Genomic DNA, 25,881 nt, shown 5'->3' on the forward strand with positions numbered 1-25,881 from the left:
TTTTAGCCAAACGTAGACCCACTCTACTTCTTCCTAAATTACTCGCTGCCAGAATCAGGCCTCCGGAACCCCAGCAACAGATGGCTTCTGCCGCCTAATCACTCAACAGAAACTTCGCACTGTCCAGATGAAGTAGTACGGCTGATCAATCCAGATGTGGGGATGATGCAGGCCCGCATTGGTAAAGTATTTGGCCAACTGAAGAAGGACGATTTGGTGCTGTTTTATTTTACGGGTCATGGCATTAAGGACATGGCTGGTAAGTTTTACCTATCAACGGCTCAAACCGAAAAATTTGAAAACGATACCCTCAACCCTGGCACGGCTGTTTCAGCAGACTTTGTGAAGGGTGTAATTGGCAATTCGTTGGCTCAACGCAAGGTGGTGATCCTCGACTGCTGCTTTGGTGCGGCATTTGCCAAGGGCTTTTTGGGTATGGATGACAGCAGTATTGATGTGGAAGCCCAGCTGGGTGGCAAAGGCTGGTGTGTGCTAACGGCGTCTACTTCCACTAAATATGCCCTAGAGCAAGAAGGTGAGGACTTATCGGTGTATACCCGATATTTAGTGGAAGGATTAAAGACTGGCGGTGCTGCTCCCGATGGACAAGAGTCTATATCCATTGGAAATTTGCATCAGTACCTATACACCCAGGTAAAGGCAGCTGCCCCGGCAATGGAGCCGACAATTTTTAATGGATTGGCCGGAACAGAAATCGCTATTGCCAAGGTACAGGTGGATAACTTGCAGCGCTATCGCAAGCAGGTACAGCACAAGGTAAAAAATGGTCTTATTCGGCCTGCGGCTTTGGCCAATCTGAAACAGCAACAGACAATGCTAAAGGTTTCTGATGGTGAAGCGGCGGCTATTTTAGCGGAGGTGCTGAAGCCTTACGAGGAGAAGGTTAAGCATGTAAAAACTTATACTCAAGCACTCAGGGCAGAGAAAGACTATACCTATCCGTTGGATGATGAAGCGATTGAAGAACTGGAAGAGTTAAAACGACAGCTGAATTTGCGGGATGAAGATGTGCAAGCAGCTGAGAAGGAGATTTTAGGCCATGTGCTGAAGCAGCCATTTCAGGCTCAACCAAAAGCAACTAACTCCCCACCACAGCCAAGCATAATTAAGCAATATCCTACCTTTGACTTTAAGACAGCAAAAGTAGATGACAAAGGGAATGTCATCGAAACTATTCAAGGCCAGACGGAATACTTTTCTGAAGACCTGGGGGATGGGGTCACGTTAGAGATGGTACGGATACCTGGTGGCACTTTTATGATGGGTTCTCCCAAAGACGAAGCAGGTCGTAATTTGTATGGCGAGTGGGATAGCTCTCTTAAGGGGGTCGATGTTGAAGGACCGCAACATCAGGTGACGATGCCTGAGTTTTGGATGGGGAAGTTTGCGGTCACTCAGGAGCAGTGGCAGACCATGGCAAGGCTCAAAAAGATTAGTCGGGACTTGGAAGGTGATCCAGCCCACTTCAAAGGAAAAAAACGACCCGTTGAGCAAGTGAGCTGGGAGGATGCTGAGGAGTTTTGTAAACGGCTGTCGCAAAAGACCGGGAAAGAGTATACGCTACCTAGCGAGGCGCAGTGGGAATATGCCTGTCGGGCTGGGACTACTACACCGTTTCACTTTGGGGCAACGATTACACCAGAGTTAGTCAACTATGATGGCAACTACATTTATGGAAATGGCCCAAAGGGAAAGTATTGCGCAGAAACAACTGAGGTGGGGAGTTTTGCGATCGCGTCAGCGCTGACTTGTCAGCTCGCAAACCCATTCGGCCTCTATGACATGCATGGCAACGTCTGGGAATGGTGCCTTGATGGTTGGCATGAGAACTATAAGGATGCTCCTAATGATGGCAGCAAATGGGAATCCTCTGATGAAAGAAAAGTGCTGCGGGGCGGTTCCTGGAGCAACAATCCGGACGACTGCCGCTCTGCTGTTCGCAGCAGGAACGCGCGCGGCAGCCGCGGCGGCGGCATCGGTTTTCGTGTAGTTTGTTTTCCTCCCAGGACTTAATATTAGCGCTTTACACTCTTCCCCTCTTACCCTTTTCTCTAAATTCTCTTTGCTCTCATCTTACAGCGCGAAGCGCTTTTGATTTTTTTTTTGACTTTTTGAGCTTGGCAGAGAATTATGTGCAAGACTCTATATTAAAGAGGGTGTTTACATAAACCTATGGAAGAATTGCCCATCATTCAGAAAACGTACGATCTGATCAAATGGTACGTACCCATACTAAATCGACTACCCAAGAATCATAGATTCCTTTTGGGTGACCGCATGGCATCGAGTCTCTACGATCTTCTAGAACAACTCATTAAAGCACGCTACGAACAACAAAAACTCCCTCGCCTAGAAAATCTTAACAGTCAACTCGATATTCTTCGCTACCAAACTCGACTGCTTTTAGACTTCCAAGAAATGGATGCTAAGCGCTATGGCTATATCTGCCAACGGCTTGATGCCATTGGCAATGAGCTGGGTGGATGGATTCGCCAACAAAAAGGAAAACCCCATGAAGCGCCACGGAAATCTCTGGCCTAATATTATTGATTTTGAGAATTTACTCTTAGCAGCTCGAAAGGCAGAAAAAGGTAAACGATTTCGAGAAAATGTATTAGATTTTAACTTTCATTTAGAACAGGAACTGATCCAGCTACACAGCGAGTTAACAACTAAAACCTATCAACCTGGAGCCTATAAAACCTTCAAAATTATTGATCCAAAACCACGCATTATTTCCGCTGCACCCTACCGAGATCGGGTCGTTCACCATGCCCTTTGCCAGGTTATATGCCCCCTATTTGAACATAGTTTTATCACCGACTCTTACGCCAATAGAGTAGGCTTTGGTACCCACAAAGCCCTAGGAAAATTCATTAAGTTCTCTCGTTCCAGTCGCTATGTTTTACAATGCGACATCCGAAAATATTTTCCATCTATTGACCTAGAGATCCTCAAAGCCTTGATCCATCGCAAGATTAAGTGTCAAGATACCCTCTGGCTGATTGATGCCGTCATCGACGGTAGCAATCAGCAGGAAACCGTCCTCAACTATTTCCCTGGTGATACCCTGATTACCCCAGCCATGCGCCGCCGAGGGCTACCCATCGGCAATCTCACTAGCCAGTTCTTTTCCAATGTGTATCTCAACGGATTCGATCACTTCATCAAAGAAGAGCTACACGCCAAGCGCTATGTTCGCTATGTCGATGACTTTGCCCTATTCAGTGATGACAAAGCATTCTTGCAAGACGCACGTCAGCAAATAGAAGACTATCTCGCCACCCTCCGGCTCAAAATCCATCCCATCAAAAGCCAGCTCTTTGAAACCAAAGTGGGCGCTACATTTCTGGGCTTTCGAGTGTTGCCCGACCGCATTCGGGTCTGCTCTAGCAACCTCAAACGCGGTCGTCGTCGTATCAAGGAGCTAAAGCTTGCCTATCAGCGTCAAACCATACCTTTGGAGCAAGTCCAGCAATCATTACAAAGTTGGTTTGCCCATCTCAACCATGGTGATACCTGGCAGTTACAAAAAAAAATACTTTCTACTCTACCTTTTGCGGCACAATTAGACCTGTAGCCTTTTCCCGATCAGCCCTGCTGATTCACCAGGAAACCTACAACGGGGCAGGCAACACCGACTGCGGGGCGGTTCCTGGAACAACAATCCGGACAACTGCCGCTCTGCTAATCGCAACAGGAACGCGCGCGACAACCGCAACAACAACATCGGTTTTCGTGTAGTTTGTTTTCCTCCCAGTACTCTTCACGACCAGAGTTGATGGATGGGAATTCATCAAGCGTGTAGGAAGAGTCCAGCCATTGCTCCGGCGATGCGGGTAACCGTATCCAAAAAGCAGACGATACTGATCAGCCTAGTAGGTTTTACCGAAAAGTTGCTCAGTATCACGACTATTTTTGACCCCAAAAATTAGCTGTTCCCAGGAGAAAAGCCCTGGAAACAGCTAAACTTTCAAATAAAAATGCCACCACTCTCAGACGGCAGAGTCTCCACATCGCCGGTCCAAGCAGAGCCTGGGACCGAGTCGGCCTAGGACCGAGCCTAGGAGGCCGCATCTAGAACTCAGGCAAGCGAGGTAAAGGCCCCCAACACTTTTGGGAAAAGCCATCCAGACATCCCCTAAGCGCTTGTGGTAAAAACGTATTCACCCACTGGAGTAAATCCACCTCACCCCGACATAGACCCATCTGGACCAGAGATTCCCTCCTGTCTATCTCACCACCACCGTTTTCACATAGCCCTCTAACTCGGGGCTAAACCGAGCAATAAACCCACCGTCTGACCCATAGAGTTCAATCGGCAGCTGGGTGCGCTTACCAATGTTAATCACTTCCTGCAGCAGCATATTCACCTCAACAATCATCTGGGCCGAGGCGGGGATACTACTGGGCCGATTGTTGGGGTCAGTAATAGAAAAATCTGCTAGGGCATCATAATCCTTAGCCAACTTGATCTGTACCGAGCCCCCCTTGAGCCCAAACTGACAAAATGTGGGCCTACAAATCCGCCCAAAGTTCTCCTCTGCCTTACGAAACCGAATAGCCAAACGGAGATTCTCCTGGGCGGTGGCCAGGGCCGGTTCATAGGTTTTGAGCAGATTTTGACTGTCCGTATACCGGGATGTGCCGTCGGGCACACCTTTGATTTGGGTGATAGCATCACGCCAGCTCACCATCGCTAAGGTCCACTGGTCTTCTGTTTCATATTGACGGGCCGTCGCCGCATGGCGCACCGCTTCGTTATAGAACTGATCAGCAGCCTGTTCCTGCTGGTAACGGGTGCGCACCTCCCCTAGATCCGTTTCATACTTAGGCAACAGTTTGCGGGTCTCACCATAGGCCATGGTGCCACCGGGAATTTGCTTCAGCTGGGTGACGGCCTTATCCCAAGAGGTGAGGGCGGTTTTCCAGGCGGCCAGGGTATTGGCCACCTCCGCCTGATCCTTGGCCATGGAGGCAGTAAGTTGGGCCTGGTTCAGGTTCGCTTCGGCCTTTTGTTCTGCCACCACCCGCTGCTTAATGGCAGCTAAATTACCGCGATATTCCTGCAATTTGGGAGTCACAAAGGAGGCATGGATGGGACTGCCACTGGGAAGTTTTTCGAGCTGGCTGATGGTCTTCTGCCAGCGCTGGGCAATGGCCTCCCAGTGGGCAATGGGGTGGGGTGGGTTCTGACTCTCATTGGCAGCCGCTAGGGCATTTTCCTGGGCCGCTGCCACCACATTCAGCAGATCGGCTTCCCCCTGGTAGTTGGCCAGTAATTCCTGGGACCGGCTATGGTGGGGAGACCAGGCGGGAATGGGCTTGAGGGTATCCACGGCGATGTTGAGCTGTTGACCCATGTCCAGCACGGTTTGGGGACTGGGCTTTTCCCCGAGGGCAATCAGGGCAGCATCACCTAGGTCCTGGGCGCGTTGGATGCGATCGCATCCCCCGATCACACAGGGGCGACTCAGGCCATAGCCCAGGGTGCCAAACACCGCAGCCAAACCCAACCCAGCCACCATTAAACCCAACCGTCCCCCTGCCCCCTGAGGCTGTTCCTCCTCTTCCTGGGAAAAAGCCTCCTCTGCCATAGAGACTGACGTCGCCATGTCATCCGAGGTCTCTCCATAAAGACCATCCAAATTCAATAACTCATCCGTCGTAGCGGCTTCACCCGCCGGAAAGTTCCCCAAATCCTCCTCTAGGGGGAGTTCTCCGCTAAACAGAAACTCTTCATGGGACAGAAACTGTTCGCCAGAGATAAATTCTTCCTCCGACAGCACCCCCGTGACGTCATCGTCCTCCGACAGCACTCCCGTGATGTCATCATCGTCTTCAGCGCCAAACAGACTGCTAGGCTTTACTCTGTCGAGCTTTGCCCTGTCGAACGTCCCCCTGTCGGGCATTCCCCTGTCGAGCATCACCTCCGGCGCTTGAGTTAACAAGGGCTCATACATCCGATCGTCTAGGGGATCGTCCAGCGGGTCATCCTCCAACATGGACCCTGAACTATCCTGCAACAGCCAGTTAAACCGATGGGCTGCACTGGGTTTTGCCGCAGACTGGAGCTTCAAAAAAACCTTAATGGCAATGGGTTCTCCGTTGGCCCCTAGGTGGTTTGCCTCCACCGGTAAGCCATCAATCTCTAACCGATGGCGAATGGAGCTTTCCGCTTGGGCAAACACATAGCTCTCAGGCACCGTGTCCATATGGGGGCTTTCCAAAAGCACCATCATCTTGCCCCGGCTAATGGCGCACTGTACCGATATCTCCTTAGGTACCTCCGGCGCTTTACTCAACTCGTAAGTTAGATCAGCCGATAGGCGAATGAGGGTGAATGCCGACGCTAGACTCATGCTCTAGGCCTCCAAAAGGTTACCAACGGGTCGACGCGCCCCCATAAACCACCTGAATGTAATGGATGTAGTAAGGCAATCATGGATCCGGCCCGTAGTTTATACCCACAATCGCCTTCACCTGTCAAGGCCCTGAGGGTATTAAAGCTATTGAATAGTGGCCTATTGTCTCCGTTTACGCAAGCCCTTTTTTCCATTGTTCCAATCCGTTTGCCCAAATCCCCACAAAATCTCGGTCAAATCACGCTTAAAGTGCCGTCAAATTCAGCCGCCACGGTACCCTATAGCAAGCGGTTGAATCCATTCAGACCTCTGTGCCGCCCATAGCTGCTGCGAGCTGACGGTTCTAGGACCCATATGCCCAAAGTTATAGAGTCTTGCCTAGGCTAGCGCGAACGATGAACGTCCTAATTGTTGAAGACGAAGTTGACATTGCTGAATTAATTCAGCTGTATCTAACCAATGAGAACTTCACCACTGAAATTTGTACCAGTGGCACCGACGCCCTTCAACGCTTTCCCATTTTTCAGCCGGATCTCATCATCCTAGACCTGATGCTCCCAGGCTTAGACGGGTTAGAAGTATGTGCCCGCATCCGCCAGTCCCCCGGCGCTAAAGACCCCTATATTCTGATGCTGACCGCCAAGGGCGAAGAACTCGACCGAATTATTGGCCTTTCCACCGGGGCCGATGACTACATGGTCAAACCCTTTAGTCCTCGTGAGTTAGTGGCCCGAGTCCGAGCCCTGCTGCGCCGGAGTCTGCGCGGCCCTGCCGCTGCAATGTCAGCTGCTCCGGCCGCCGCCCCCGGCTACCAAACCACCCACTTTACCCTCGACTTTGACCGGCGTACCGCCCTCTATCGCCCCGGTGCCGATCACCCGGCAAAACAGGATTCAGAACAGGATGCAAATCCTGCAAAGCCTTTAGATCAAACCCCTGTCCCCAGTACCCTCGATCTCACCCCGCTGGAGTTTGACCTACTAGCCACCTTTTTGAGCTACCCTGGTCGCGTTTGGCAACGTCCCCAGCTGATCGAAAAACTGTGGGGTGACAACTTTTTTGGGGATGAGCGGGTGGTGGATACCCACATTGCTCGACTCCGCAAAAAAATTGAGCCCAATCCAGCCCAACCCACCTTTATCAAAACCGTTGTCGGGGTGGGATATCGGTTTGAAGATGACTAAAGTCCCCCTCCGGACCCGATTATTCATATCCCACCTGATTGTGATGACGGTGGCGATCGTTGCTTTGGCGGGGGTGAGTCGTCTGTCCACCCCTCGCTATTTTGTGGTCACCCTAGAGCGGTTAGAGGGGCGGGGGGTGCGAATTCAGCAAATGCGGGGGCAAATTTTAGAAAGTTTTGCCGATGCCTGGGCTCGGGGCATGGTGTGGTCTGTGTTATTGGGGGTCAGTACGGCGGGGGGCATCAGCTACCTGCTTTCCAGCCGGATTATCCGCCCCCTTACCCGCATGGAACAGAGCACCCAACGGTTTGCGGCAGGGGACTGGGGGGCGCGGGTGCCGCCATCGGAGATTCCAGAACTGCATCAGCTGGGCCATAGTTTTAACCGCATGGCCAGCGAACTAGAGCAGGTGGAGCAGCAGCGGCGGGACTTGGTTAGCGACCTATCCCACGAACTGCGCACCCCCCTCACCATCCTGCGAGGTTACCTGGAAGCCCTGACCGATCAAAAATTGCCCGCTACCCCCGAAACCTATGCCCGCTTACTGCGCGAGACCCAACGTTTACAACGTCTGGTGGAGGACTTGCAAGAACTTTCCAAACTAGAGACGGGCTATTTGCCCATTCAACGGCAGCCCATCGCCCTAACTCCCCTGATTCAGCAGGTGACCCAGCGTTTTCGCGATCAGCAACTGGAATCTGAAAATCCACAAATTCTGGTAGAGAGTGCCTTGGATTTGCCCACCATCGTGGCGGACCCGATGCGGACCGAACAGATTTTAGTCAATTTATTGAGTAATGCCCTGCAATATACGGACAATGGCACTATTACCGTCAGGACCTGGCACCAGGCGGATCAGGTGTGGCTCGCGGTGGAGGACACGGGCATTGGCATTGCCGCCGCCGATTTGCCCCATGTCTTTGATCGGTTTTGGCGGGCTGATCGCTCCCGTAACCGAGGGTCTGGCGGCACGGGCATTGGCCTAGCGATCTGTAAACGGCTGGTGGAACTGCAAGGAGGCCATATTCAGGTTACCAGTCAACCCCATCAGGGCAGTAAATTTGAATTTTGGTTGCCCAAAGCTACTTAAAACCGCTAAGTTTTGACATAGAAATATCCCTATGGATTACAACCCTATAGCCGATAGGCCATAATACCTAATATCGACGTAACATTAACGACCGTCACTGCGGGCGTTCAGCTGCGAATATTTATATGCGAATATTCATATTAGTGGGATATTGACGGGGGATATTGAGGGGACCCGATCACTAGCAGCTTAGTTTATTGGTCCCGCAGTTATATCTGTCAGATTATTTGCCTATGTCCGACCCCAACTCCCAAGATCGTCAAGATTCTCGTCTGAGCCAAAAGCTGTGTGACTCCGGTCAGCTTTTTCGCGATCGTTATGAGGTGGTACGTGTTTTGGGTCGGGGTGGTTTTGGGGTAACCCATTTGGCGCGCGATCGCATGTTGCCCGGTTCACCCCTCTGTGTGATCAAGCAGCTGTTTCCCAAGGTGAGCCACCCCATCGCTCTGGAACGGGCAAAACAACGTTTCCGCCGCGAAGCCAGAATCCTCGGACGGCTGGGCAGCCATTCCCAATTGCCCATGCTGCTGGACTACTTCACCTTTCAAGGGGAGTTTTTCCTGGTGCAGGAATATATCCATGGGGACACCCTCAGCCGGGAAGTGCGTAAGGGTGGGGCTCAAAAAGAGCCCGTGGTGAAAAAATTTCTGGCTGAAGTACTGCCAGCGGTGCGTTACATCCACCGCAATCGCGTCATCCATCGGGATATTAAACCGCCCAATATTATTCGCTGTCGCGATGACAACCGTCTAGTGCTCTTGGACTTTGGGGCCGTCCGCGAATGTCTCCACCACGATGATGACCCTGGCGACCATGCGGCCAGCCCCACCACCCACTTTGTGGGCACTATGGGGTTTGCCCCCCCCGAGCAGTTGGCCCTGCGCCCCACCTATAGCAGCGACATCTACGCCCTAGGTGTGACCTGTTTGTATTTGCTTTCCGGCAAGTCGCCCCTAGAGTTTGACATTGACCCCGAGACCCAAGAGCTGGACTGGCAGCGTTCGGTCAGCATCAGCCAGTCCTTTGAACGGCTGTTGTCCAAGATGTTAACCACCGATCTGTCGGCGCGATTTAAGCGCATCGATGAAGTGCAGCGGGCGCTCCAACTCGAAGAGCACTACAGCAATTTAGAACGGTGTCTCAATCGGGTACCTAGGGCGGCAGAGGCGGCTAATCCCGAGGATGTGGAGCTAGAACAAAATCTGTCCCCTATTCAGCGCCGGGCTGCGGCCATTCGCAGTCTGCGGCAGCGGCAGCAGCAGCATTCGAGAGGGTCTTCGGGGCAAGGACCGGTCTTTCCCTTATAGGGTTGGCTCCGGCTTCCCTCAGCCAGCGTTCCGCGATTGTTTGACTTCTGGCTTCGACTCCGCTCCGCCAACGGCGACCAACCAACGTTGGATTTCTCCATCCACTGCCCCAGGCTGCTCATCGTATAGGCAGTGGCCCGCTCCGGCAATGGGGCGGTAGGTAATGTGGGGATTAGATTGGAGAATTTGGTCGGCCCAGGCGGTGGGTAAAACCTGATCTTGGCTGCCCCACAGGAGCAAAATCGGCACAGCTACCTGTTGAATCAGGTCTGCGGTGATGTCGCTAAATTCTTCCTGGGTGCGGGATTTCACCAGGTAGCACAGGGTCCGGGCCGCACCGCGCTCCAGGGTAGGGCGGGTAAATAGCTCCACTAATTGATCATCCACTCGCTCCGGTACCTGGTAGATGCCAGTAAGGACCCGCCGAATAAATCCAGGTCGCCGCACCGCCAGAAATAAAGGCCGCAGCAGCAGCGGTGTGGCAAAAAGGCTTTCCACTCCCCGCGCTAACCGATCGATCCAGCCCGCTACCAGTTCCTGGCGGGCTAGGGGTAGGGTAAGTAAAATCAGCTCCTGGGCCATGGCGGGCTGCCTAGCCGTGGCGGTGAGGGCCACCAGTGCCCCCAGGGAATGGCCCAGTAAAATCACCGGTTGGCCAATCACAGCTTGCCAAAAGTCGTGGACCTGGGCCTGCCACACCTCTGCACCGAGTAAAATCCCTGGCTTTTGGGAATGGCCGAATCCCAAAAGGTCCAGGGCATATACGGGGCGTTGCTGCCCCCAACCAACGAGATTCGAACGCCACTGTTCTAAATTGGCTCCAAATCCGTGAATTAGGAGCATCGGGGTGCGCCGTTGGGCCACCGGATCCGTGGGTTTGAGGTAGGTGTAGCGCACCCGCCAGCCGCGCCAGAACCAAAACCGCTGGTGGCCCAAGTCGGGACGGGTGAGGGCTTGGGTGCGTTTCATCGGGCTGGGTGATAACTATCTCGTAACTTCAGACAGCTTGCCATTAAAGGAACCAATCAAGGAACTAAGCGTGATGACCTAAGGATACCTTTAAGATAGATTAAGCAACATTTGTTGCTGGGTTGATCCATGCCTTGAAGATGCAAGCCTGTTTACCTCCGAATCATTTACCCAGGACAGCTAACCCAAGACAGCTAATCCAGACAGCCAACCCAAAACAGCTAACCCAGCGGGACACACTATGACTGACGCAAAACAGAGGGATGTTCAAGTCTTGCCCATTGCGGCCGATACCCTGGCCCTGCGCTCTCGCAGTTGGAACCGACTGCGGTTTGAAGTGGAATATGCCCTGGAAAAAGGGACTACGGCCAACTCCTATTTGATTCAGGCCGATCGGACAGCCCTGTTGGACCCGCCGGGGGGGTCGTTTACCGAAATCTTTTTAGAGGAGTTGCGATCGCACATTCCCCTCGACCAGCTGGACTACATTATCCTGGGCCACATCAACCCCAACCGCCTGGAAACCCTACAGCACCTGATCAGCAAAGCCCCCCAGGTGACCATCGTCTGTTCCAATCCGGTGGCCATCGCCATCCAATCGGCGGAGCTTTCCCTGCAAATGCCCCTGCAAATCATCAAAAATGCCGATGATGATCTGGACCTGGGCCAGGGCCACCGACTGCAGTTTATGACCGTGCCCACCCCCCGCTGGCCAGGGGGATTGAGCACCTACGATACTGGCACCTATACCCTATTCACCGACAAATTTTTCGCAGCCCACATTTGCAGTGATGAGGCCTACGATCTCAACTGGTCAGACCTGCTGCCCGACCGGCGCTACTACTTTGACACCGTCATGGCCCCCAATGCCAAGCAGGTGACCACCGTGCTGGAGAAACTCAGTGAATTTCCCGCCCATCTCTACGCCCCTGGCCATGGCCCCATGGTCAGCTACGGCATCCATGAACTCACTCAGCATTACCAGCAATGGTGTGCTGAGCAAAAGCAAAAAAGCCTTAGGGTAGCCCTGATTTACGCTTCCGCCTATGGCAACACCGCCACCATTGGCCAGGCCATTGCCCGAGGCATTACCAAGGCCGGGGTGGCGGTGGAATCGATCAATGCGGAGCAAGCCCCCCCAGCGGACATTAAAACCGCTGCCGAAACCTGTGCTGGGTTTATCATTGGCTCCCCCACACTCGGTGGCCATGCCCCCACCCAAATCCAAACCGCCTTGGGATTACTGCTCTCCAACGCCTCTAAAACTAAATTGGCCGGGGTGTTTGGCTCCTATGGCTGGAGTGGTGAGGCGATTGACCTCCTGGAAAGCAAACTGCGGGACGGGGGCTATAGCTTTGGCTTTGAACCCATCCGGGTCAAATTTAAGCCCGACGACGTCACCCTAAAATATTGCGAAGAGGCGGGGACCGACTTTGCCCAAGCCCTGAAAAAGGAGAAACGGGCCAAGGTCCCCCGCACCCCCGCCAGCGATGTGGAAAAGGCCGTGGGTCGCTTGGTCGGCTCCCTCTGTGTAGTTACCGCCAAGCAAAATGAAGTGGCCAGTGCCATGTTGGCCTCATGGGTGGCCCAGGCTACCTTTAGCCCCCCTGGGTTCACCGTCTCCGTCGCCAAGGAACGGGCGATTGAAACCCTGGTCTATCCCGGTAATCCATTTGTGCTCAACGTTTTGGGCGAGGGTAAACAGCTGGGGGCGATGAAACAATTCCTCAAGCCCTTTCGCCCCGGTGAAAACCGGTTTGAGGGGGTGGATGTGGACATTGCTAATAATGGGGCTTACATTCTCAAGGAGGCCATTGCCTATTTAGAATGCACGGTCAAAAACCGCATGGACTGCGGTGACCATTGGGTGATCTATGCCACCATTGACGGCGGCCAATTGCTCGATGGCAATGCTAAAACGGCCGTTCACCATCGGAAGACGGGGAATGTGTATTAGGGCGACTGAAATAGCTGGTCTAGGGCCTGTCTGAGTTCCAGGTCCGGCACTTTTTTGAGGAACCAAAATGTTGTTTCCCAAGAAAAGAAGGACACCCCCCGGTAGCCCGCCTGTTGGACGGCAGCAATTTCATCCACGGTGCGGTTAAAGTCTTTAGCGGCAGCCAGGGGGCCGGTATAGATGCCAATGGCGATGGGCACCTGGTTGCGCAGGTCGTGAAAGCCGCTGTTGTACAAATCCTGCTCAAAAACACCCAGATCATCCCGGTAGAGCTGCACCACCACCTCGTCCACAATGCCCAGGTTCACCCAATGGACCCAGTCTTGGAGGTATTTGCTATAGGCAAAGCCGGGGGGGTTGGGGGACACCGAAATGATCGCCTCTGGCCGCACCTGCTTGACCGCCTTGGTAATGTCGGCCAAGAGGGCGGTGATGTACTGGGCGCGCCAGGCTACCCATTCTGGAGCGCTGGGGTCTTCGGGGGGCAGGCTGCCGCCATGGGAGTTTTGATATAGCTGCACTGTATAGGGGTCATAGCCCATGGCCATCGGCAGGCTAAAGTGGTCATCTAGCTGGATGCCATCCACCGGATAGCGTTGGACCACGTCGACAATCAGGTCGGTTACAAACTGCTGCACTTCTGGGTGCATGGGGTTGAGCCAGGCCAAGTTGCCGCCGCTAATTTCTAGCTGAAAGTTTTTCAGGGGGTTGGGAAAGAGGGGATGGGGCGATAGGGGTGCGGGTACCGTCTTGCCGAGCTGGTTGGTGGTTAACCATTCTGGGTGGGCCTGGGCAATGGGAGAGGAAGCGGGAATCATCAGACCGTATTCAAACCAGGGTATCAGTCGCATGTTGTGGCGATGGGCCTGGCGGGTGAGGCTGTGGAGAATGTCGTCAAAGGGGTAGAGGGGGACGTTGGCGATGCGATCGCAACAGGACCCACCGGCCGCTTTGGTCACCTGGCTGGGATACAGGGTATAGCCCTGGTTCCAGACGCTGGGGTAGAGGGTATTGATCTGATGTTCGGCTAGATTTGCGATCGCATCATCCAAACGAAACCCATAGTAGTTAATGGCCGCCGCCGTATTCGTCATCCACACCCCCCGAATTTGGTTGGTGGTGGCCAGGGGCACCGCCGGAGCTTGCCAACAGGACAGCACCAACCACAGGGCCAATAGACCCAGGGCAAAATAGCGTCGTTGTTTACGTTGAGCCAATTTAGCCCGCTTGACAGCACGGGCCTCTCCAGAAGATTGACCAGAAGATTGACCCGTAAGTTTGTCGGAGGGCTGCTCAGGAACTATCGCTTCAGACATTCACCATGGACCATTGAGATTCTAAATATTTCACGACGCTATCTTCACTGTGGTGACCAATCATTTTGGTCGCATATTGCCGCAGTTCTGGAGTCGCATTTGCCGTCGCCACCGCCACATCCGCCAGTTGAAACATGGAAATATCATTATTGTGATCCCCAAACACTGTCAGATCATGGTGCTGCAACCCGCGCAGCGCCTGCAACCGGCGAATACCGTTGGCCTTGGTAGCCTGGGCATCCTGCAGGGTGAGCCAGTACCAATCGGGTTGATAGGGATTTTCAAACAGATGGATATCCAAACGTTGGGGAAACTGCTCCCTGAGCACCAGGGCCAGGGCCGTTAGCCGCGCCTGGGTATCAATCAGCGTCAGGCGCACAATCTGCTTATCCAGGGCCGCCGTCAGCTCGGGGCAGCAGTGCCAGCGGTCATCCCCATTGCGCTTAGCATCGTCGATATACCACTGGATGCCGGGGTTCACCTCCTGGGTGAAGTACACCTGATCTCCCTGGTCGCTGGAGCAGGATATCAGGGGCTTCATGCCGTGGGTCTGGACCAAAGCCAGTACATCTCCCGCCAGGGGGGTATCGATATCATTGACGTACAGATGCGCCCCAGTGGCCAAGTCGGTAATGTAGGCTCCATTGAGTTCGATCACCGGCAACGGCAGGGAAACTCCGGCAAAGATGGAACCGACGGAGCTAACGCTGCGGGAGGTGGCAATGGTGAAGGGAAGACCGGCTGCCAATAGACGCTGGAGAGTATGGCGCGTATAGGCAGACAGGGTGGCCGTAGAATTTAAAAGGGTGCCATCGAGATCTGAAACGTAAAAGATAGGCATGGGCCCTAGTGAAATGTGCAGCTTTCTTTATGACAGATGAAGCTGGTTAATGTCCAGCGTAAGTTGATGGATTTTTTAGCTGGATATTTGAGGCGGTCCCAGCATGTTACTCCCAGCGGTGGCCTAAGCGTCAGCATAGTTTTAGGGAAAATAATTTCATCCCCGATCTCCACCTTATGATCGACAACATCTGCGGCGGTTTCAATCTGCAAATTCCCTCTGCAAGTCCCTTCTGCAAGTTCTCTCTGCAAGCTCCCGAAGCCAGCAGATGAAGTGAGAATGCCCTGTATTGCCTAACAACAGATTTTGTCTCAACTTCACCATCTTTCAAGCCTGCTCACAATCCGCTCATTAAGCTATGCCAGGGTTCTTTTAAGCCGTTCTCATGAAAAAACTTTCATGAGTGCAATTTAATGTCACATTCATGCAGATTTTAATGAAATTGGTCATAGTGCTATCAAACGTTGTCACTTTGCTGAGTTTTGTTCATCCCCCAAGGACTTATTGCAAAGCCCAATACATTCAGTTGTGATTTAGGAAAATACCATGCGCCCCCTGATCGGAATTTTGTTAGAGACCTTCCCTAATGCATCGGAACCATTCATTCTGGATGAGATTCTAGAACTAGAAAGACAAGGTCTTAATCTACATATTTTCTCTCTCAGATATCCGCCAGAACAGCCCCAGCAAAAAGATATGGCCCTAGTTCAAGCCCCAGTCACCTATGTGCCATCCTTACTACCCACCTTCAATCGCACCAAAGAAAAGGAGTTGATAGCAGCTCAAGTCGACCTGTTTCAACAAGATAGTGGGACCTATGTACAGACCCTAAAGCGTTATCTAAAGCGTGACGAAGAGGACCGTGTCAATGAGTTTTTGCAAGGAGGCTATCTCGCCCGGCAAATGCAAAAGCTAGGTATTACCCATTTCCATGTTCACCTTTCCCAGGTATCTAGCGCCACGGCGGAAATTGCTCAGGCATTCTCTGGTTTATCCTATAGCCTTACAGTCCACACCAAAGATAGTTATCACAGGGATCCTGCTGTCCTCGATCACTGCATGGCTAAGGCAGAATTTGTGTTTACCTGCAGCGACTACAATCGTCGCCATCTAGCCAGTATTTCGACCTCTTGCACACCGATCCATGTGGCCTATCACGGCATAGATGCGGCTCGTTTTAGCCCTGTCCCTAAACCTCCGCAACCTGCAGTCCCCTTGATTGTGAGTACTGGTAACTTTTGTGAGGGCACGGGCTTTTTCTATCTGATCAAGGCATGTCATCTGCTTAAGCAAAACGGGCTATCGTTCCATTGTTTAATTGCTGGTGATGGTCCCTTAGAAGATTCTATGCGACAACAGATTCGAGAATTGGACCTAAGTCAGCATATTACCTTGGTGCAAAATCCTGATCAGGAACAACTGATCGATTATTACCAACAAGCTGAGCTATTTGTATTGCCTTGTTTATCCACCGACGATGATCATCGCGACGGTATTCCCCAGGTATTACTAAAGGTCATGGCCATGGAGATACCGGTCATATCAACCACTATCTTAGGAATTTCTGAACTCGTAGAATCCTATGTCAATGGCATCTTGGTGCCGGAAAAGGATGCCCTGTCATTAGGACAAGCCATGGAAATGCTACTTCGTCAGCCCAACCTGAAAACAAATTTAGGGAAAATTGGTCGCTTTATGGTGTTAGACAAATTTGGTCTTTCCAGCAATGTGGGGCTCATCAAATGCTTACTGTTAAATGCTACACAGCAGCAGACCATAAAATTTCCAACTCAAGTTACCTTACTCAGACACTTAAATGAAAGGCATATTGCCTAAGGTCAAACGTTTATCGCCCCATATATCTGTCGCTGTTCATAGTCATCACCCTCCATGTGTTCTCTCCTTCGTCTTACAAGAACCCACTTTCTTGCCCATAGGATACTGATCCTAGGCCAAGAATTGACATTTTCAGGAATGCTCTATGAAAACTCTACTGTTTTATTGCCAGCATATGCCTGGCTTCGACCACCTGATCCGCAGCATGGCAATTGCCCATGGGTTGACTCAGGATTTTAAAGTCTACTTTGTCAACGGTGGTGAAGGTGTTCAGGAGTTTCCCTTGCTTGGGGGAATTGAAACCATTAATTTGCCAGCCATTGGGACTCAACCAAACTGCCGTGGATTGCAACTGTCCGACGCTGTTTGGGATATGGATATGGTCCTTGACTATCGCCGGGATTGCTTATTGAAACTTTGCGATCGCATCCGCCCCGATGTCGTCATGGTAGAACGGTTTCCCTTTGATCATCATTGTTTTTCCCCTGAGCTAATCCCACTGTTGGAACGAGCCAAAAGCTATGGAGCCAAAATCATCTGTAGTGTGCGTGACATTGTTGTTTCTGAAGGGATTGCCAAACCAGACCAGGATCGCCATGAAGCCATAGTATGCCAGCTGATGAATCTCTATTTTGATCAACTGTTGATCCAGGGTGATCCTACGTTTATTCCTTTAGAGGCAAGTTTTTCTCGGATGGGTGAACTCACCTGTGACATTCACTATACAGGCTATGTCATCCCCGATGTGGATCGAGAGTTCTCCGTCAAAACCGACTGCGAGCCGCCCATCATTGTTGCCAGTGTTGGCAGTGGCCAATTTGGCCATGAATTACTTGACTGTGTAGCCGAGGCTAGTCATTTTCTAGAGGATAAAATCCCCCATCACATCCAAATGTTTACGGGCCCCTTTGCCCCTGTCGAGGTTTACGCACGTCTACAAACGATGGCATCGCGCTGCTCAAATCTAACCGTACAGCGCTATACTCCGGATCTGTTGAGCTATCTAACTAGGGCCGATCTATCCATTAGTATGGCCGGATACAACCCAACGTTAAATGTTTTGCAAACCGGGGTTCGTGCCATCCAGCTGCCCTCTAGGGATAATCCTGATCGGGCACAACGACTACGTTCTGATCGTTTAGAAAAACTTGCCATTGTGAAGACAATTGAACAAGCTGACCTCGAACCGATCAACCTATCCCTTGAGATGCTTGATTCCCTCAGCCATACTCCCCAGCCGATTTACTTTTGTCTTCAGGGTGTTCAAATCACAGCTGCTCGCATTAAAGAGCTGGTAACTGAAAAGACTATGATGGATTGTACAGAATTTTATCAAAGTACTAGCCTGGACCCTAAGCATATGGGCTATTTACAGCATATTAGAGAGCAAAACTAAGTTGACGTTGGCCACCGCAGAACCACCCGTTTAGGGGGTAGACTTACGCAATTATTCAATCCAAGTCGGAACCGCTCTATTCATGGCTATTCATGAGCAGCCTGAGGACCTCACCCCTGCTTTGTGAGAATCTACTCATAAAAATTCGTTCCATGAGTAGATTCTCATACTGTCCTAATGAAGGATCTCATCTCCTTGTTTATACTCATATTGTTGTTCCAAGATGATGGTTAGACATCAATGCCACGCTGTTAGGGATGCGTATGAAAATTAAAGGGCCGCTGTAAGGCATGGCGTACCTGGTTCCCCTTACGGCTGAATCCCACCATTTTTGAGACAGTCTATTATGTACCTGTGTGAGCCTGTTCATGAAAATCGTACCTTTTCTAACGGTATTGCTACCTGTAAAACGGTTTGAGATCGCGTTTGCCAGAGCACCCTTATTAAATCTACAGCCATTTTATAAACGTCCCTACCTACTTAGGTTTGGCGTAATTATACTCAGTGCTCAAATCATCACACAGGCTCAAACCATCGCCCAAGCTCAAATTATCCCCGATGGGACACTCTCCACTACCAGTAACTCACCAGACGGTGAAAACTTTACTATCGAAAATGGCGATCGTACTGGTAATAATCTCTTCCATAGTTTTTCAGCGTTTTCTGTCCCCACCAACGGTTCGGTAATTTTTAATAATGCCATCGATGTCCAAAACATCTTCAGCCGAGTTACAGGAGCTAATGTCTCTAACATCGATGGGGTGATCCAGGCAAATGGTGTCGCAAATTTATTTTTACTTAATCCCCATGGCCTCTTCTTGGGCCCCAATGCCCGATTAGACATTGGGGGTTCCTTTCTGGGAACAACCGCAACCAGCATAGGGTTTGCCGATGGCGTAGCGTTCAGTGCCGCAGATACGACCGTAAATCCAATATTGACCCTGAGTATTCCCACCGGTCTACAAATGGGCCAAAACCCAGGGGCCATCACCAGTCAAGCCGCTTATTTTGAAGCAAGACCAGAGAAAGGTCTTGCCCTGATGGGGGGGGATATCTTTCTGCAAGGTATTTCCGACGATTTGATCGATTTTGCCTATCTCAATGCACCCGATGGTCACATTGAGTTGGGCAGTGTTGGCAACAATAGTTTAGTGACCCTAACCCCCAGTCCGACGGGATGGACATTTGGCTATGATCATATCGCTAGCTTTGGAGATATTCTTCTTGAAAAAACGTTTGTGGAAGTCAGTGGCAATGGCGGTGGCACTATCCAGCTGCAAGGTGACCGGGTTGAATTAACGGGCACTTCCCAGATTTATACCACAACTGCAGGTTCTGTTTCTGGCGGTGGCATTATCATCCAGGCCCGTGATTCGTTGTCGCTGATGGGCACCAATCCCACAGGTGACTTTTCTAGTGGATTGTTTTCAAATGTGAGGGCTGGGGCAGAGGGTAATGGAGGAGATATCAATATTGATACCCCATCCTTGAGACTGATTGATGGAGGTGTTATACAGTTTTTGGGAGAAGGCCAGGGTAGCCTTGGTAACTTGACTGTCCAGGCTAATCACATCGAAATTTTAGATCGCTCTACTAGTGGTCAGCCTAGTAATATTGTGAGTAGTAACTATGGATCTTCCCAGATACCTGGTGGGAACATTTCCTTAAATACCCAAACTCTCACATTGAGAAATGGTGGCAGAATCAATATTTCTAGTCGTACCGATAATAGCGATAGCGGTAATTTAATCATTCGGGCTCATACCATCGACGCATTCGGCAAGGATGAATCTGCTCGCCCTGTGCAAACGTTAATTGCCGTAGCTGCAAGAGCTGATGGCAATGGAGGCACCGCAGATATTATCACCGACCAACTAACCCTCAGGGGAGATGCTCAAATTTTTGTTGGTACCCAGCATGGGGCAGGGACAGGCGGCAATTTAACGCTGCAAGCAACAGACATTTATTTTGATCGGGCTGGGTATTCGGGTAATCTTTCCACTGGCATCAATATATCGACCGGACCGGATACTCAAGGCGATGCTGGCATCTTAGATCTGCAAACCCAACGTTTGACATTACTAAACGGAGCCCAGGTCTTTGGGGGCACAATTGGTTCAGGAGACGGAGGCCTAGTTAAGATTCAAGCCGATGACATTATCATTAGTGGCACTGGCACTGATAGGCTCTTTGATGGCATCGTTGGCAGTAGCATTACCACCGCATCAAATCAAACGGCAAGCGGTAATGCAGGCAATATTGAGCTACAAACCAGACGTCTTTACCTGAGTGAGGGGGGAACTGTTTTCAGTGGCGTTAGGGGCAATGGAGACGGTGGCAGCATCATTATTCAATCCAGTGAAGTGATTGCAACGGGCTCTGGTGTCAATGAGGCTTCAGGCATTATTGCTAGTCTTGGCGTAATGGCAGAAGGACGTAGCGGCAAGATAGATATTACCAGTGATAGCGTAGTTATCCGGAATGGCGCGGAAATATCTTCCGATACGTTAGGTATGGGAGATGCGGGTATTATTCGTATTCAAGCTACTGATCTCATTCTGGTGGATGGTAGCAATAGTCAAATTCAGAACGGTGTATTCCTTCCTACCGCAGTTGGGCAAGGGGGGCAGATTGATTTACAAACACCACAACTGCAGATCAGTAATGGGGGACGTATTTCTACAGAATCAGTTGGCCAGGGTAATGCTGGCAATATTGATATTCAAGCAGACCAGGTATCTCTATGGGCCAATGCTGTTATCAATAGCCAGAGTACTGACCAGGGCGATGCAGGAAACATTACCCTGAGGGGAGACTCCCTTAGCCTGCGCAACACATCGTCTATCAATGCGGCTACGGCTTTAGGAAATGGCGGCAATCTAAACTTAACTTTTGCTGACGTTCTCTATTTGAGGGGGGCCAGCCAATTAACAGCAGAAGCTAATGGCATGGGTAATGGCGGCAACGTTTCCATTAGTGTTCCTATTGTTCTTGCCATGGAAAATAGTGATATTATTGCCAATGCTATGGACGGCAATGGTGGCAATATTTCCATTGTTACCCAGGCTCTCCTGGGATTGGAGGTTCGCAATTTTTTAACACCCGAGAATGATATTACGGCCAGTTCTCAGACTGGAGTGGACGGTATTGTGCAAATCCAAACCCCAGACCTAGACCCGAGCCAGGGTACCGTCGAATTGCCCAGCATGTTGACTGACCCGAGCCACCAAATTTCCACAGGGTGCTTGGTGGCAGCAGACAACTCCTTTGTGATGACTGGACGCGGTGGCTTGTCAGAAAATCCTTCCACTCTAGACAGCTCAACAATCTGGGAAGATTTTCGTCCGTTAGAAACTGACAAAAATATGGGTTCTACCACTGTCCCAGTTACTGTGTCAGTCATTGGTTCAACTACTGGCCCAGCCGCTGGGCCCACCAATGCGCCGCCCATCGAAGCCACCGAGTTGGCAATGAATGAGGACGGTCAGGTGGAGTTTATTGCCTCAACAGCTGCAATGCCTCATCCCCACATCAGGCATTGTGGTTCCAGGGCAAGTCTTTAATGGAAATGAGAATGACTATGTTAGAGAGATTAAGGTGTTTTCTCAAACAGGCTATACCGACTGGAGACTTACGACGCCTGGACGTTTTTCGAGCGCTCAATAGGTTTTTGGCCGTTGCTGATCCTCGGGATGATTTTACTAGTCTCAATCCGGCTATTAGCCAGGTTTTCAGATTGATTCATCCTCTAAATCAGCAACGGCGATTTTTTCCTCGCAAGGTCCTCATGTCTTGGCCGATTTACCGCAGGCTCTGTTGGGTCGGTCTGGGGATCTGGTTAGCCATGGTGCCAACAATGCTTCCCACCCAAGCCACAACCGTCAGCGTCCAGCCCCAGTTTGTCGATGTTCTAAACAGTGAAGAAACAACGTCCTCACTCGAACAGGGCAGACGCTATTATCAAGCCGGTCGATTCTCGGCAGCGGTGACTCTCTGGCAACAGGCCGCTCACACCTATCAGACTGAGGGAAATAGCTCCAGCCAGGCATTGAGCCTGAGTTATTTGGCCTCCGCCTATAAAGAGCTGGGGCAATGGGACTCAGCGGAAACAGCGATCACTCAAAGTTTGACCTTGCTACAAGGGGCTGATTTTGATATAGACAACGCTGCCCAGCTATCCTCAAATACTGCGTTGATTTTGGCCCAGGCTTTGAATGCCCAGGGCAGTCTTCAACTCACTAAAGGCAATCCAGCAGAGGCGCTGAGGAGTTGGCAACGGTCTGCAGCGCTCTATGACGAGATTGGTGATGCCCAAGGACGGTTGGGGAGCCAGATCAATCAGGTCCAAGCATTGCAACGCTTAGGTTTATATCGACAAGCTCGCACCCGACTAGAGGAGATTAATCAGCAGCTCCAGTCTCAGCCCAATTCGGTGCTTAAATCTAAAGCATTGCAGAGTTTAGGTGTAACTTTACAACATATGGGAGTTTTTGAGGACTCGTTAGACGCTCTGCAACAAAGTTTGACCATTTCCCAACAACTAGGTATGGGGGGGGATACCAGTGCGGTGTTGTTGAATCTCGGCCATGCCTGGCGCAGGTTGTCGAATATACCCAAGGCGTTGGACTTTTATCAACAATCTGCTGCGACAGCGACAACTGCGATCGCAAAAGTAAACGCCCAACTCAGCCAACTAAATCTTCTGATCGAAACCGAACAAATACCCGCTGTCCAAGGTTTACTGCCTCAAATTCAGATGCAGTTACCCCGTTTATCAGCCAGTCGTGGGGCGGTTTATGCTGGGGTTAACGTTGTTCAAAGTTTACTCACGTTAACCCCAGAAGTTCGACAGGATGTATTGCCCAACCATGGTTCAGCGATGGTTCAAATCCTATCTGAGGCAATTCTACAGGCCCGACAATTGGGCGATGTCCGGGCAGAATCCTATGCGGTCGGTCAGCTAGGTCAAGTTTATGAACAGGCGGGTCAGTGGGACCATGCCCAAGCGCTTACGGCCCAAGCCTTGGCCTTGGTGCATGGGATCAGCGCCCCGGAAATCACCTATCAATGGCAGTGGCAGCTGGGACGGATTCTGTGTCAGGGGGAAATCCCTTGTGCGTTAACGGGGGATGGCGAGGGTGCGATCGCAGCCTATACAGAAGCCATCACCCAACTCGGGGTGTTACGCACAGATTTGGTAGCCACATCCCAAATTCAATTTTCCTTCAGAGAACGGGTTGAACCTGTCTATCGCGAACTCGTTACCCTACTACTCACCCCAAGTCCTAATCAAGCGGAAATCAGTCAAGCTAACCTCAAACAAGCCCGCAATGTCATTGAAGCCCTCCAACTAGCCGAATTAGATAACTTCTTCCAATCGGCCTGCCTAGACGTTCAGGCCCAGCAAATTGACCAAATTGATCGAGCAGCAGCAGTACTGTACCCGATCATCCTATCCGACCGACTGGCCGTGATTTTGTCCATCAAGGATCAGCCACTGCACTACTATGCAACCGCCCTCTCCAACACCGAAATCCAAAACAGTCTCAGCCAAATGCGGCAGTCCCTTAGCCTGGCATTTCCGAGTCAGTTACGTCTGCAAGTGTCGCAAAAACTATACGACTGGATGATCCGGCCCGCTGACCGATATCTCGCGGCTCAAGATATCCAAACCTTAGTCTTGGTGCCAGATGGATCGCTGCGAAGCTTTCCCATTTCAGCCCTCCATGATGGAGAACAATACCTGATTGAAAAATATAGTATTGCCATCAACTCTGGTTTAAAACTATTAGAACCACAATCCCTAGAACCAGAACAATTTAATCTCCTAATCGGTGGCCTGACAGAACCCCGCCAAGGCTTTGCCGCCCTGCCTGCCGCATCTTTTGAAATGGAACAAATTAGAGCCAAAGTTCCAGCTCAGCTTTTCCTTAATCAGGACTTTACCCAGGCCAACTTACAGACGCAGCTCAATCACGCAAAGTCTTCCATCGTTCACCTCATCACCCATGGCCAGTTTAGCTCTACCCAGGACGACACATTTATATTGGCCTGGGATCGAAAAATCAAAGCTGACGATTTGAGTAATATGCTACAAACCAGACAGCTCAAGGTTAACAGCCCCCTGGACCTGTTAGTTCTAAGTGCCTGTCAGACAGCCTCCGGAGATAATCAAGCCGGTTTAGGCCTCGCCGGTTTAGCACTACGTTCCGGTGCCCGTAGCACCCTGGCCAGCCTATGGTCTGTCGATGACCAGTCCACCGCCCAACTCATGGTTAAGTTCTATGACATGCTGAACCAGCCAGAAACCACCAAGGCAGAAGCCCTGCGTCAGGCTCAGATAGCATTACTAGGCCAAGATGGCTATCAACACCCATTTTTCTGGGCTGCTTTTGTCATGGTTGGCAACTGGCTTTAATCGAGCTTTAACAGATAAACTGTTCAGTTAAGAGGCCAGTTAGTCGAAATCTCAGGGGCACCCATTCTCTACAATATGCATCATAAATTTATGAAAGATTAACGCTCACCATCAGAACCATTAGACATGATGTTTGCTATGCACCTGAACTCCAAAATCGTAAGAACATCAGTTTATTCTTTCAAACTGATGTTCTTACTTGGGTTAAGCCCTGCCCAAGCTCTGCCAAATCAGCCAAATCATATCATTACAGAGCCCATAGTCACGGGCCCCATAGTCACGGGCCCTATAGTCACGGGACAGGCCCTCGCCCTAGACAACCTCAGTTTTAGTTTTATTCCACCAGAAGATAGCGGACAGCCACGCACCAATCGGGCCGGAGGAAGGCGGGATCAGCTCTGCAATCACTCCATGCCCACACCGTCCCTAACCCTATTAATGCCACCCACAAACCAGGGGACCACCACAGCGGAACATCCTACCTTTCTGGCATATATCCCTCAAACGTCAGCCCAACAGGTCTTTTTAACCATGGAGGATGAGGACAACAATTACTTCTATCACACCACATTTCCTCTGCCCGATCAGGCTGGCATTGTGAGCTTTACAATGCCGGACATGGCTCCTAGTCTAAAACCAGAGAAATACTATAAGGTCTCTTTAGCCATGATGTGTGGTGCCATCCTTGACCCTAACGATCCGGTAGTGGAAGGATGGATTAAGCGGGTAGAACTTGACCTTCCCCTCAGCCCTGACCAAGGGCAAGACACAGCCCTTGAACGAAGCGCATTGTATGCAAACAATGGACTTTGGTTTGATGCTATTACAGCACTTGCTGATCTGCTCCGGTCTCAACCGGACAATCCAGATATAATAGATGCTTGGGAAGAATTGCTCCAATCTGTAGAGCTAGAACTTCTACAGATTGAACTCTTGTGAGCCATCTATCCTCAGAATGTAATGCTATCGAATAACGTCGCCAAGCATTGTACTTCAGGGCAACGAAATCCCATTCAAATATCTGAAAGAAGCTGACTTTTTAGAGGATAACGGTCGTAAGCATTCAGGGGGTCTGAGTTGTGAGAGTTTCAATCAGCAGAGTACCTGCTAGAGTAAGCGGATGAAAGACAAGGCTCTCCCATCGATTCCCGAGGTCAGTAAAGCGGATTGGGAAAAGACAC

At 51.0% G+C, this 25,881-nt stretch carries 17 protein-coding genes; 13 read left to right on the plus strand and 4 right to left on the minus strand.

Going from position 1 to position 25,881, the window contains the following annotated elements:
* The first annotated feature begins 144 nt into the window (after positions 1–144).
* The 4 genes from VB741_RS11495 to VB741_RS26320 all read left to right on the plus strand — a co-directional run bounded on the left by VB741_RS11495 (position 145) and on the right by VB741_RS26320 (position 3,803).
* Entirely contained in the window at positions 145–2,034 is a 1,890-nt protein-coding gene (locus VB741_RS11495) for an SUMF1/EgtB/PvdO family nonheme iron enzyme (RefSeq protein ID WP_323365333.1), read from the plus strand.
* A 159-nt stretch (positions 2,035–2,193) separates the two neighbouring features.
* Positions 2,194–2,562 carry a diversity-generating retroelement protein Avd gene (gene avd / locus VB741_RS11500; protein WP_323365318.1) on the plus strand — a complete coding sequence of 123 codons (369 nt, stop codon included), beginning with the start codon at positions 2,194–2,196 and terminating at the stop codon, positions 2,560–2,562.
* Positions 2,534–3,601 (plus strand): RNA-directed DNA polymerase, encoded by a 1,068-nt coding sequence (locus VB741_RS11505; RefSeq protein ID WP_323365319.1) that lies wholly within the window; start codon positions 2,534–2,536, stop codon positions 3,599–3,601. Before avd ends, VB741_RS11505 begins: the two co-directional genes overlap by 29 nt.
* Before the next feature lie 10 nt (positions 3,602–3,611).
* Positions 3,612–3,803, plus strand: a complete 192-nt coding sequence (locus VB741_RS26320; RefSeq protein ID WP_323365334.1) for an SUMF1/EgtB/PvdO family nonheme iron enzyme — start codon at positions 3,612–3,614, stop codon at positions 3,801–3,803.
* Positions 3,804–4,253: 450 nt separating this feature from the next.
* Here the strand turns inward: VB741_RS26320 and VB741_RS11515 are convergent, their stop codons facing one another.
* The gene (locus tag VB741_RS11515; protein WP_323365320.1) at positions 4,254–6,383 is read right to left on the minus strand and encodes a hypothetical protein; all 2,130 of its coding nucleotides are present in this window, start codon (positions 6,381–6,383) and stop codon (positions 4,254–4,256) included.
* 398 nt (positions 6,384–6,781) lie between these two features.
* Here VB741_RS11515 and VB741_RS11520 point away from each other — a divergent pair, with 398 nt between their 5' ends.
* The 3 genes from VB741_RS11520 (at position 6,782) to VB741_RS11530 (ending at position 9,967) form a co-directional block, all read left to right on the plus strand.
* Positions 6,782–7,570, plus strand: coding sequence for a response regulator transcription factor (locus VB741_RS11520; protein WP_323365321.1), 789 nt, complete (start codon positions 6,782–6,784; stop codon positions 7,568–7,570).
* Positions 7,563–8,660: a sensor histidine kinase gene (locus tag VB741_RS11525; RefSeq protein WP_323365322.1), complete on the plus strand. Its 1,098-nt coding sequence runs from the start codon at positions 7,563–7,565 to the stop codon at positions 8,658–8,660. The genes VB741_RS11520 and VB741_RS11525 overlap by 8 nt, the downstream gene beginning before the upstream one ends.
* Before the next feature lie 233 nt (positions 8,661–8,893).
* The gene (locus VB741_RS11530; protein WP_323365323.1) at positions 8,894–9,967 is read left to right on the plus strand and encodes a serine/threonine-protein kinase; all 1,074 of its coding nucleotides are present in this window, start codon (positions 8,894–8,896) and stop codon (positions 9,965–9,967) included.
* 18 nt (positions 9,968–9,985) lie between these two features.
* Here the strand turns inward: VB741_RS11530 and VB741_RS11535 are convergent, their stop codons facing one another.
* Positions 9,986–10,936 carry an alpha/beta fold hydrolase gene (locus VB741_RS11535; protein ID WP_323365324.1) on the minus strand — a complete coding sequence of 317 codons (951 nt, stop codon included), beginning with the start codon at positions 10,934–10,936 and terminating at the stop codon, positions 9,986–9,988.
* A gap of 241 nt (positions 10,937–11,177) precedes the next feature.
* Between VB741_RS11535 and VB741_RS11540 the strand changes: the two genes are divergently transcribed.
* Positions 11,178–12,893 (plus strand): diflavin flavoprotein, encoded by a 1,716-nt coding sequence (locus tag VB741_RS11540; protein WP_323365325.1) that lies wholly within the window; start codon positions 11,178–11,180, stop codon positions 12,891–12,893.
* On the opposite strand, the gene VB741_RS11545 is transcribed toward VB741_RS11540, so the two are convergent.
* Positions 12,890–14,209 carry a glycoside hydrolase family 10 protein gene (locus VB741_RS11545; RefSeq protein ID WP_323365326.1) on the minus strand — a complete coding sequence of 440 codons (1,320 nt, stop codon included), beginning with the start codon at positions 14,207–14,209 and terminating at the stop codon, positions 12,890–12,892. The genes VB741_RS11540 and VB741_RS11545 overlap by 4 nt on opposite strands.
* Entirely contained in the window at positions 14,202–15,050 is an 849-nt protein-coding gene (locus VB741_RS11550; RefSeq protein ID WP_323365327.1) for an HAD family hydrolase, read from the minus strand. Before VB741_RS11550 ends, VB741_RS11545 begins: the two co-directional genes overlap by 8 nt.
* A gap of 546 nt (positions 15,051–15,596) precedes the next feature.
* Between VB741_RS11550 and VB741_RS11555 the strand changes: the two genes are divergently transcribed.
* From VB741_RS11555 to VB741_RS11575, 5 genes are all read left to right on the plus strand, one after another.
* Positions 15,597–16,886 carry a glycosyltransferase gene (locus VB741_RS11555; RefSeq protein ID WP_323365328.1) on the plus strand — a complete coding sequence of 430 codons (1,290 nt, stop codon included), beginning with the start codon at positions 15,597–15,599 and terminating at the stop codon, positions 16,884–16,886.
* A gap of 145 nt (positions 16,887–17,031) precedes the next feature.
* Complete coding sequence (locus tag VB741_RS11560; protein ID WP_323365329.1) at positions 17,032–18,282, plus strand: glycosyltransferase family protein; 1,251 nt, start codon at positions 17,032–17,034, stop codon at positions 18,280–18,282.
* 368 nt (positions 18,283–18,650) lie between these two features.
* Entirely contained in the window at positions 18,651–21,845 is a 3,195-nt protein-coding gene (locus tag VB741_RS11565) for a two-partner secretion domain-containing protein (RefSeq protein ID WP_323365330.1), read from the plus strand.
* 281 nt (positions 21,846–22,126) lie between these two features.
* Positions 22,127–24,700: a CHAT domain-containing protein gene (locus tag VB741_RS11570; RefSeq protein WP_323365331.1), complete on the plus strand. Its 2,574-nt coding sequence runs from the start codon at positions 22,127–22,129 to the stop codon at positions 24,698–24,700.
* A 189-nt stretch (positions 24,701–24,889) separates the two neighbouring features.
* Positions 24,890–25,639, plus strand: a complete 750-nt coding sequence (locus VB741_RS11575) for a DUF928 domain-containing protein (protein WP_323365332.1) — start codon at positions 24,890–24,892, stop codon at positions 25,637–25,639.
* The last annotated feature ends 242 nt before the right edge of the window (positions 25,640–25,881 follow it).

It is taken from the genome of Leptothoe sp. PORK10 BA2 (assembly GCF_034932105.1).
GTDB lineage: Bacteria > Cyanobacteriota > Cyanobacteriia > Phormidesmidales > Phormidesmidaceae > Leptothoe.

Excerpts from the sequence above, each read along its gene's own strand:
- avd (WP_323365318.1), top strand. The coding sequence starts at position 2,194 with ATGGAAGAATTGCCCATCATTCAGAAAACGTACGATCTGATCAAATGG.
- VB741_RS11505 (WP_323365319.1), top strand. The coding sequence starts at position 2,534 with ATGAAGCGCCACGGAAATCTCTGGCCTAATATTATTGATTTTGAGAAT.
- VB741_RS11515 (WP_323365320.1), bottom strand. The coding sequence starts at position 6,383 with ATGAGTCTAGCGTCGGCATTCACCCTCATTCGCCTATCGGCTGATCTA.
- VB741_RS11520 (WP_323365321.1), top strand. The coding sequence starts at position 6,782 with ATGAACGTCCTAATTGTTGAAGACGAAGTTGACATTGCTGAATTAATT.
- VB741_RS11525 (WP_323365322.1), top strand. The coding sequence starts at position 7,563 with ATGACTAAAGTCCCCCTCCGGACCCGATTATTCATATCCCACCTGATT.
- VB741_RS11530 (WP_323365323.1), top strand. The coding sequence starts at position 8,894 with ATGTCCGACCCCAACTCCCAAGATCGTCAAGATTCTCGTCTGAGCCAA.
- VB741_RS11535 (WP_323365324.1), bottom strand. The coding sequence starts at position 10,936 with ATGAAACGCACCCAAGCCCTCACCCGTCCCGACTTGGGCCACCAGCGG.
- VB741_RS11540 (WP_323365325.1), top strand. The coding sequence starts at position 11,178 with ATGACTGACGCAAAACAGAGGGATGTTCAAGTCTTGCCCATTGCGGCC.
- VB741_RS11545 (WP_323365326.1), bottom strand. The coding sequence starts at position 14,209 with ATGTCTGAAGCGATAGTTCCTGAGCAGCCCTCCGACAAACTTACGGGT.
- VB741_RS11550 (WP_323365327.1), bottom strand. The coding sequence starts at position 15,050 with ATGCCTATCTTTTACGTTTCAGATCTCGATGGCACCCTTTTAAATTCT.
- VB741_RS11555 (WP_323365328.1), top strand. The coding sequence starts at position 15,597 with ATGCGCCCCCTGATCGGAATTTTGTTAGAGACCTTCCCTAATGCATCG.
- VB741_RS11560 (WP_323365329.1), top strand. The coding sequence starts at position 17,032 with ATGAAAACTCTACTGTTTTATTGCCAGCATATGCCTGGCTTCGACCAC.
- VB741_RS11565 (WP_323365330.1), top strand. The coding sequence starts at position 18,651 with ATGAAAATCGTACCTTTTCTAACGGTATTGCTACCTGTAAAACGGTTT.
- VB741_RS11570 (WP_323365331.1), top strand. The coding sequence starts at position 22,127 with ATGGTGCCAACAATGCTTCCCACCCAAGCCACAACCGTCAGCGTCCAG.
- VB741_RS11575 (WP_323365332.1), top strand. The coding sequence starts at position 24,890 with ATGTTCTTACTTGGGTTAAGCCCTGCCCAAGCTCTGCCAAATCAGCCA.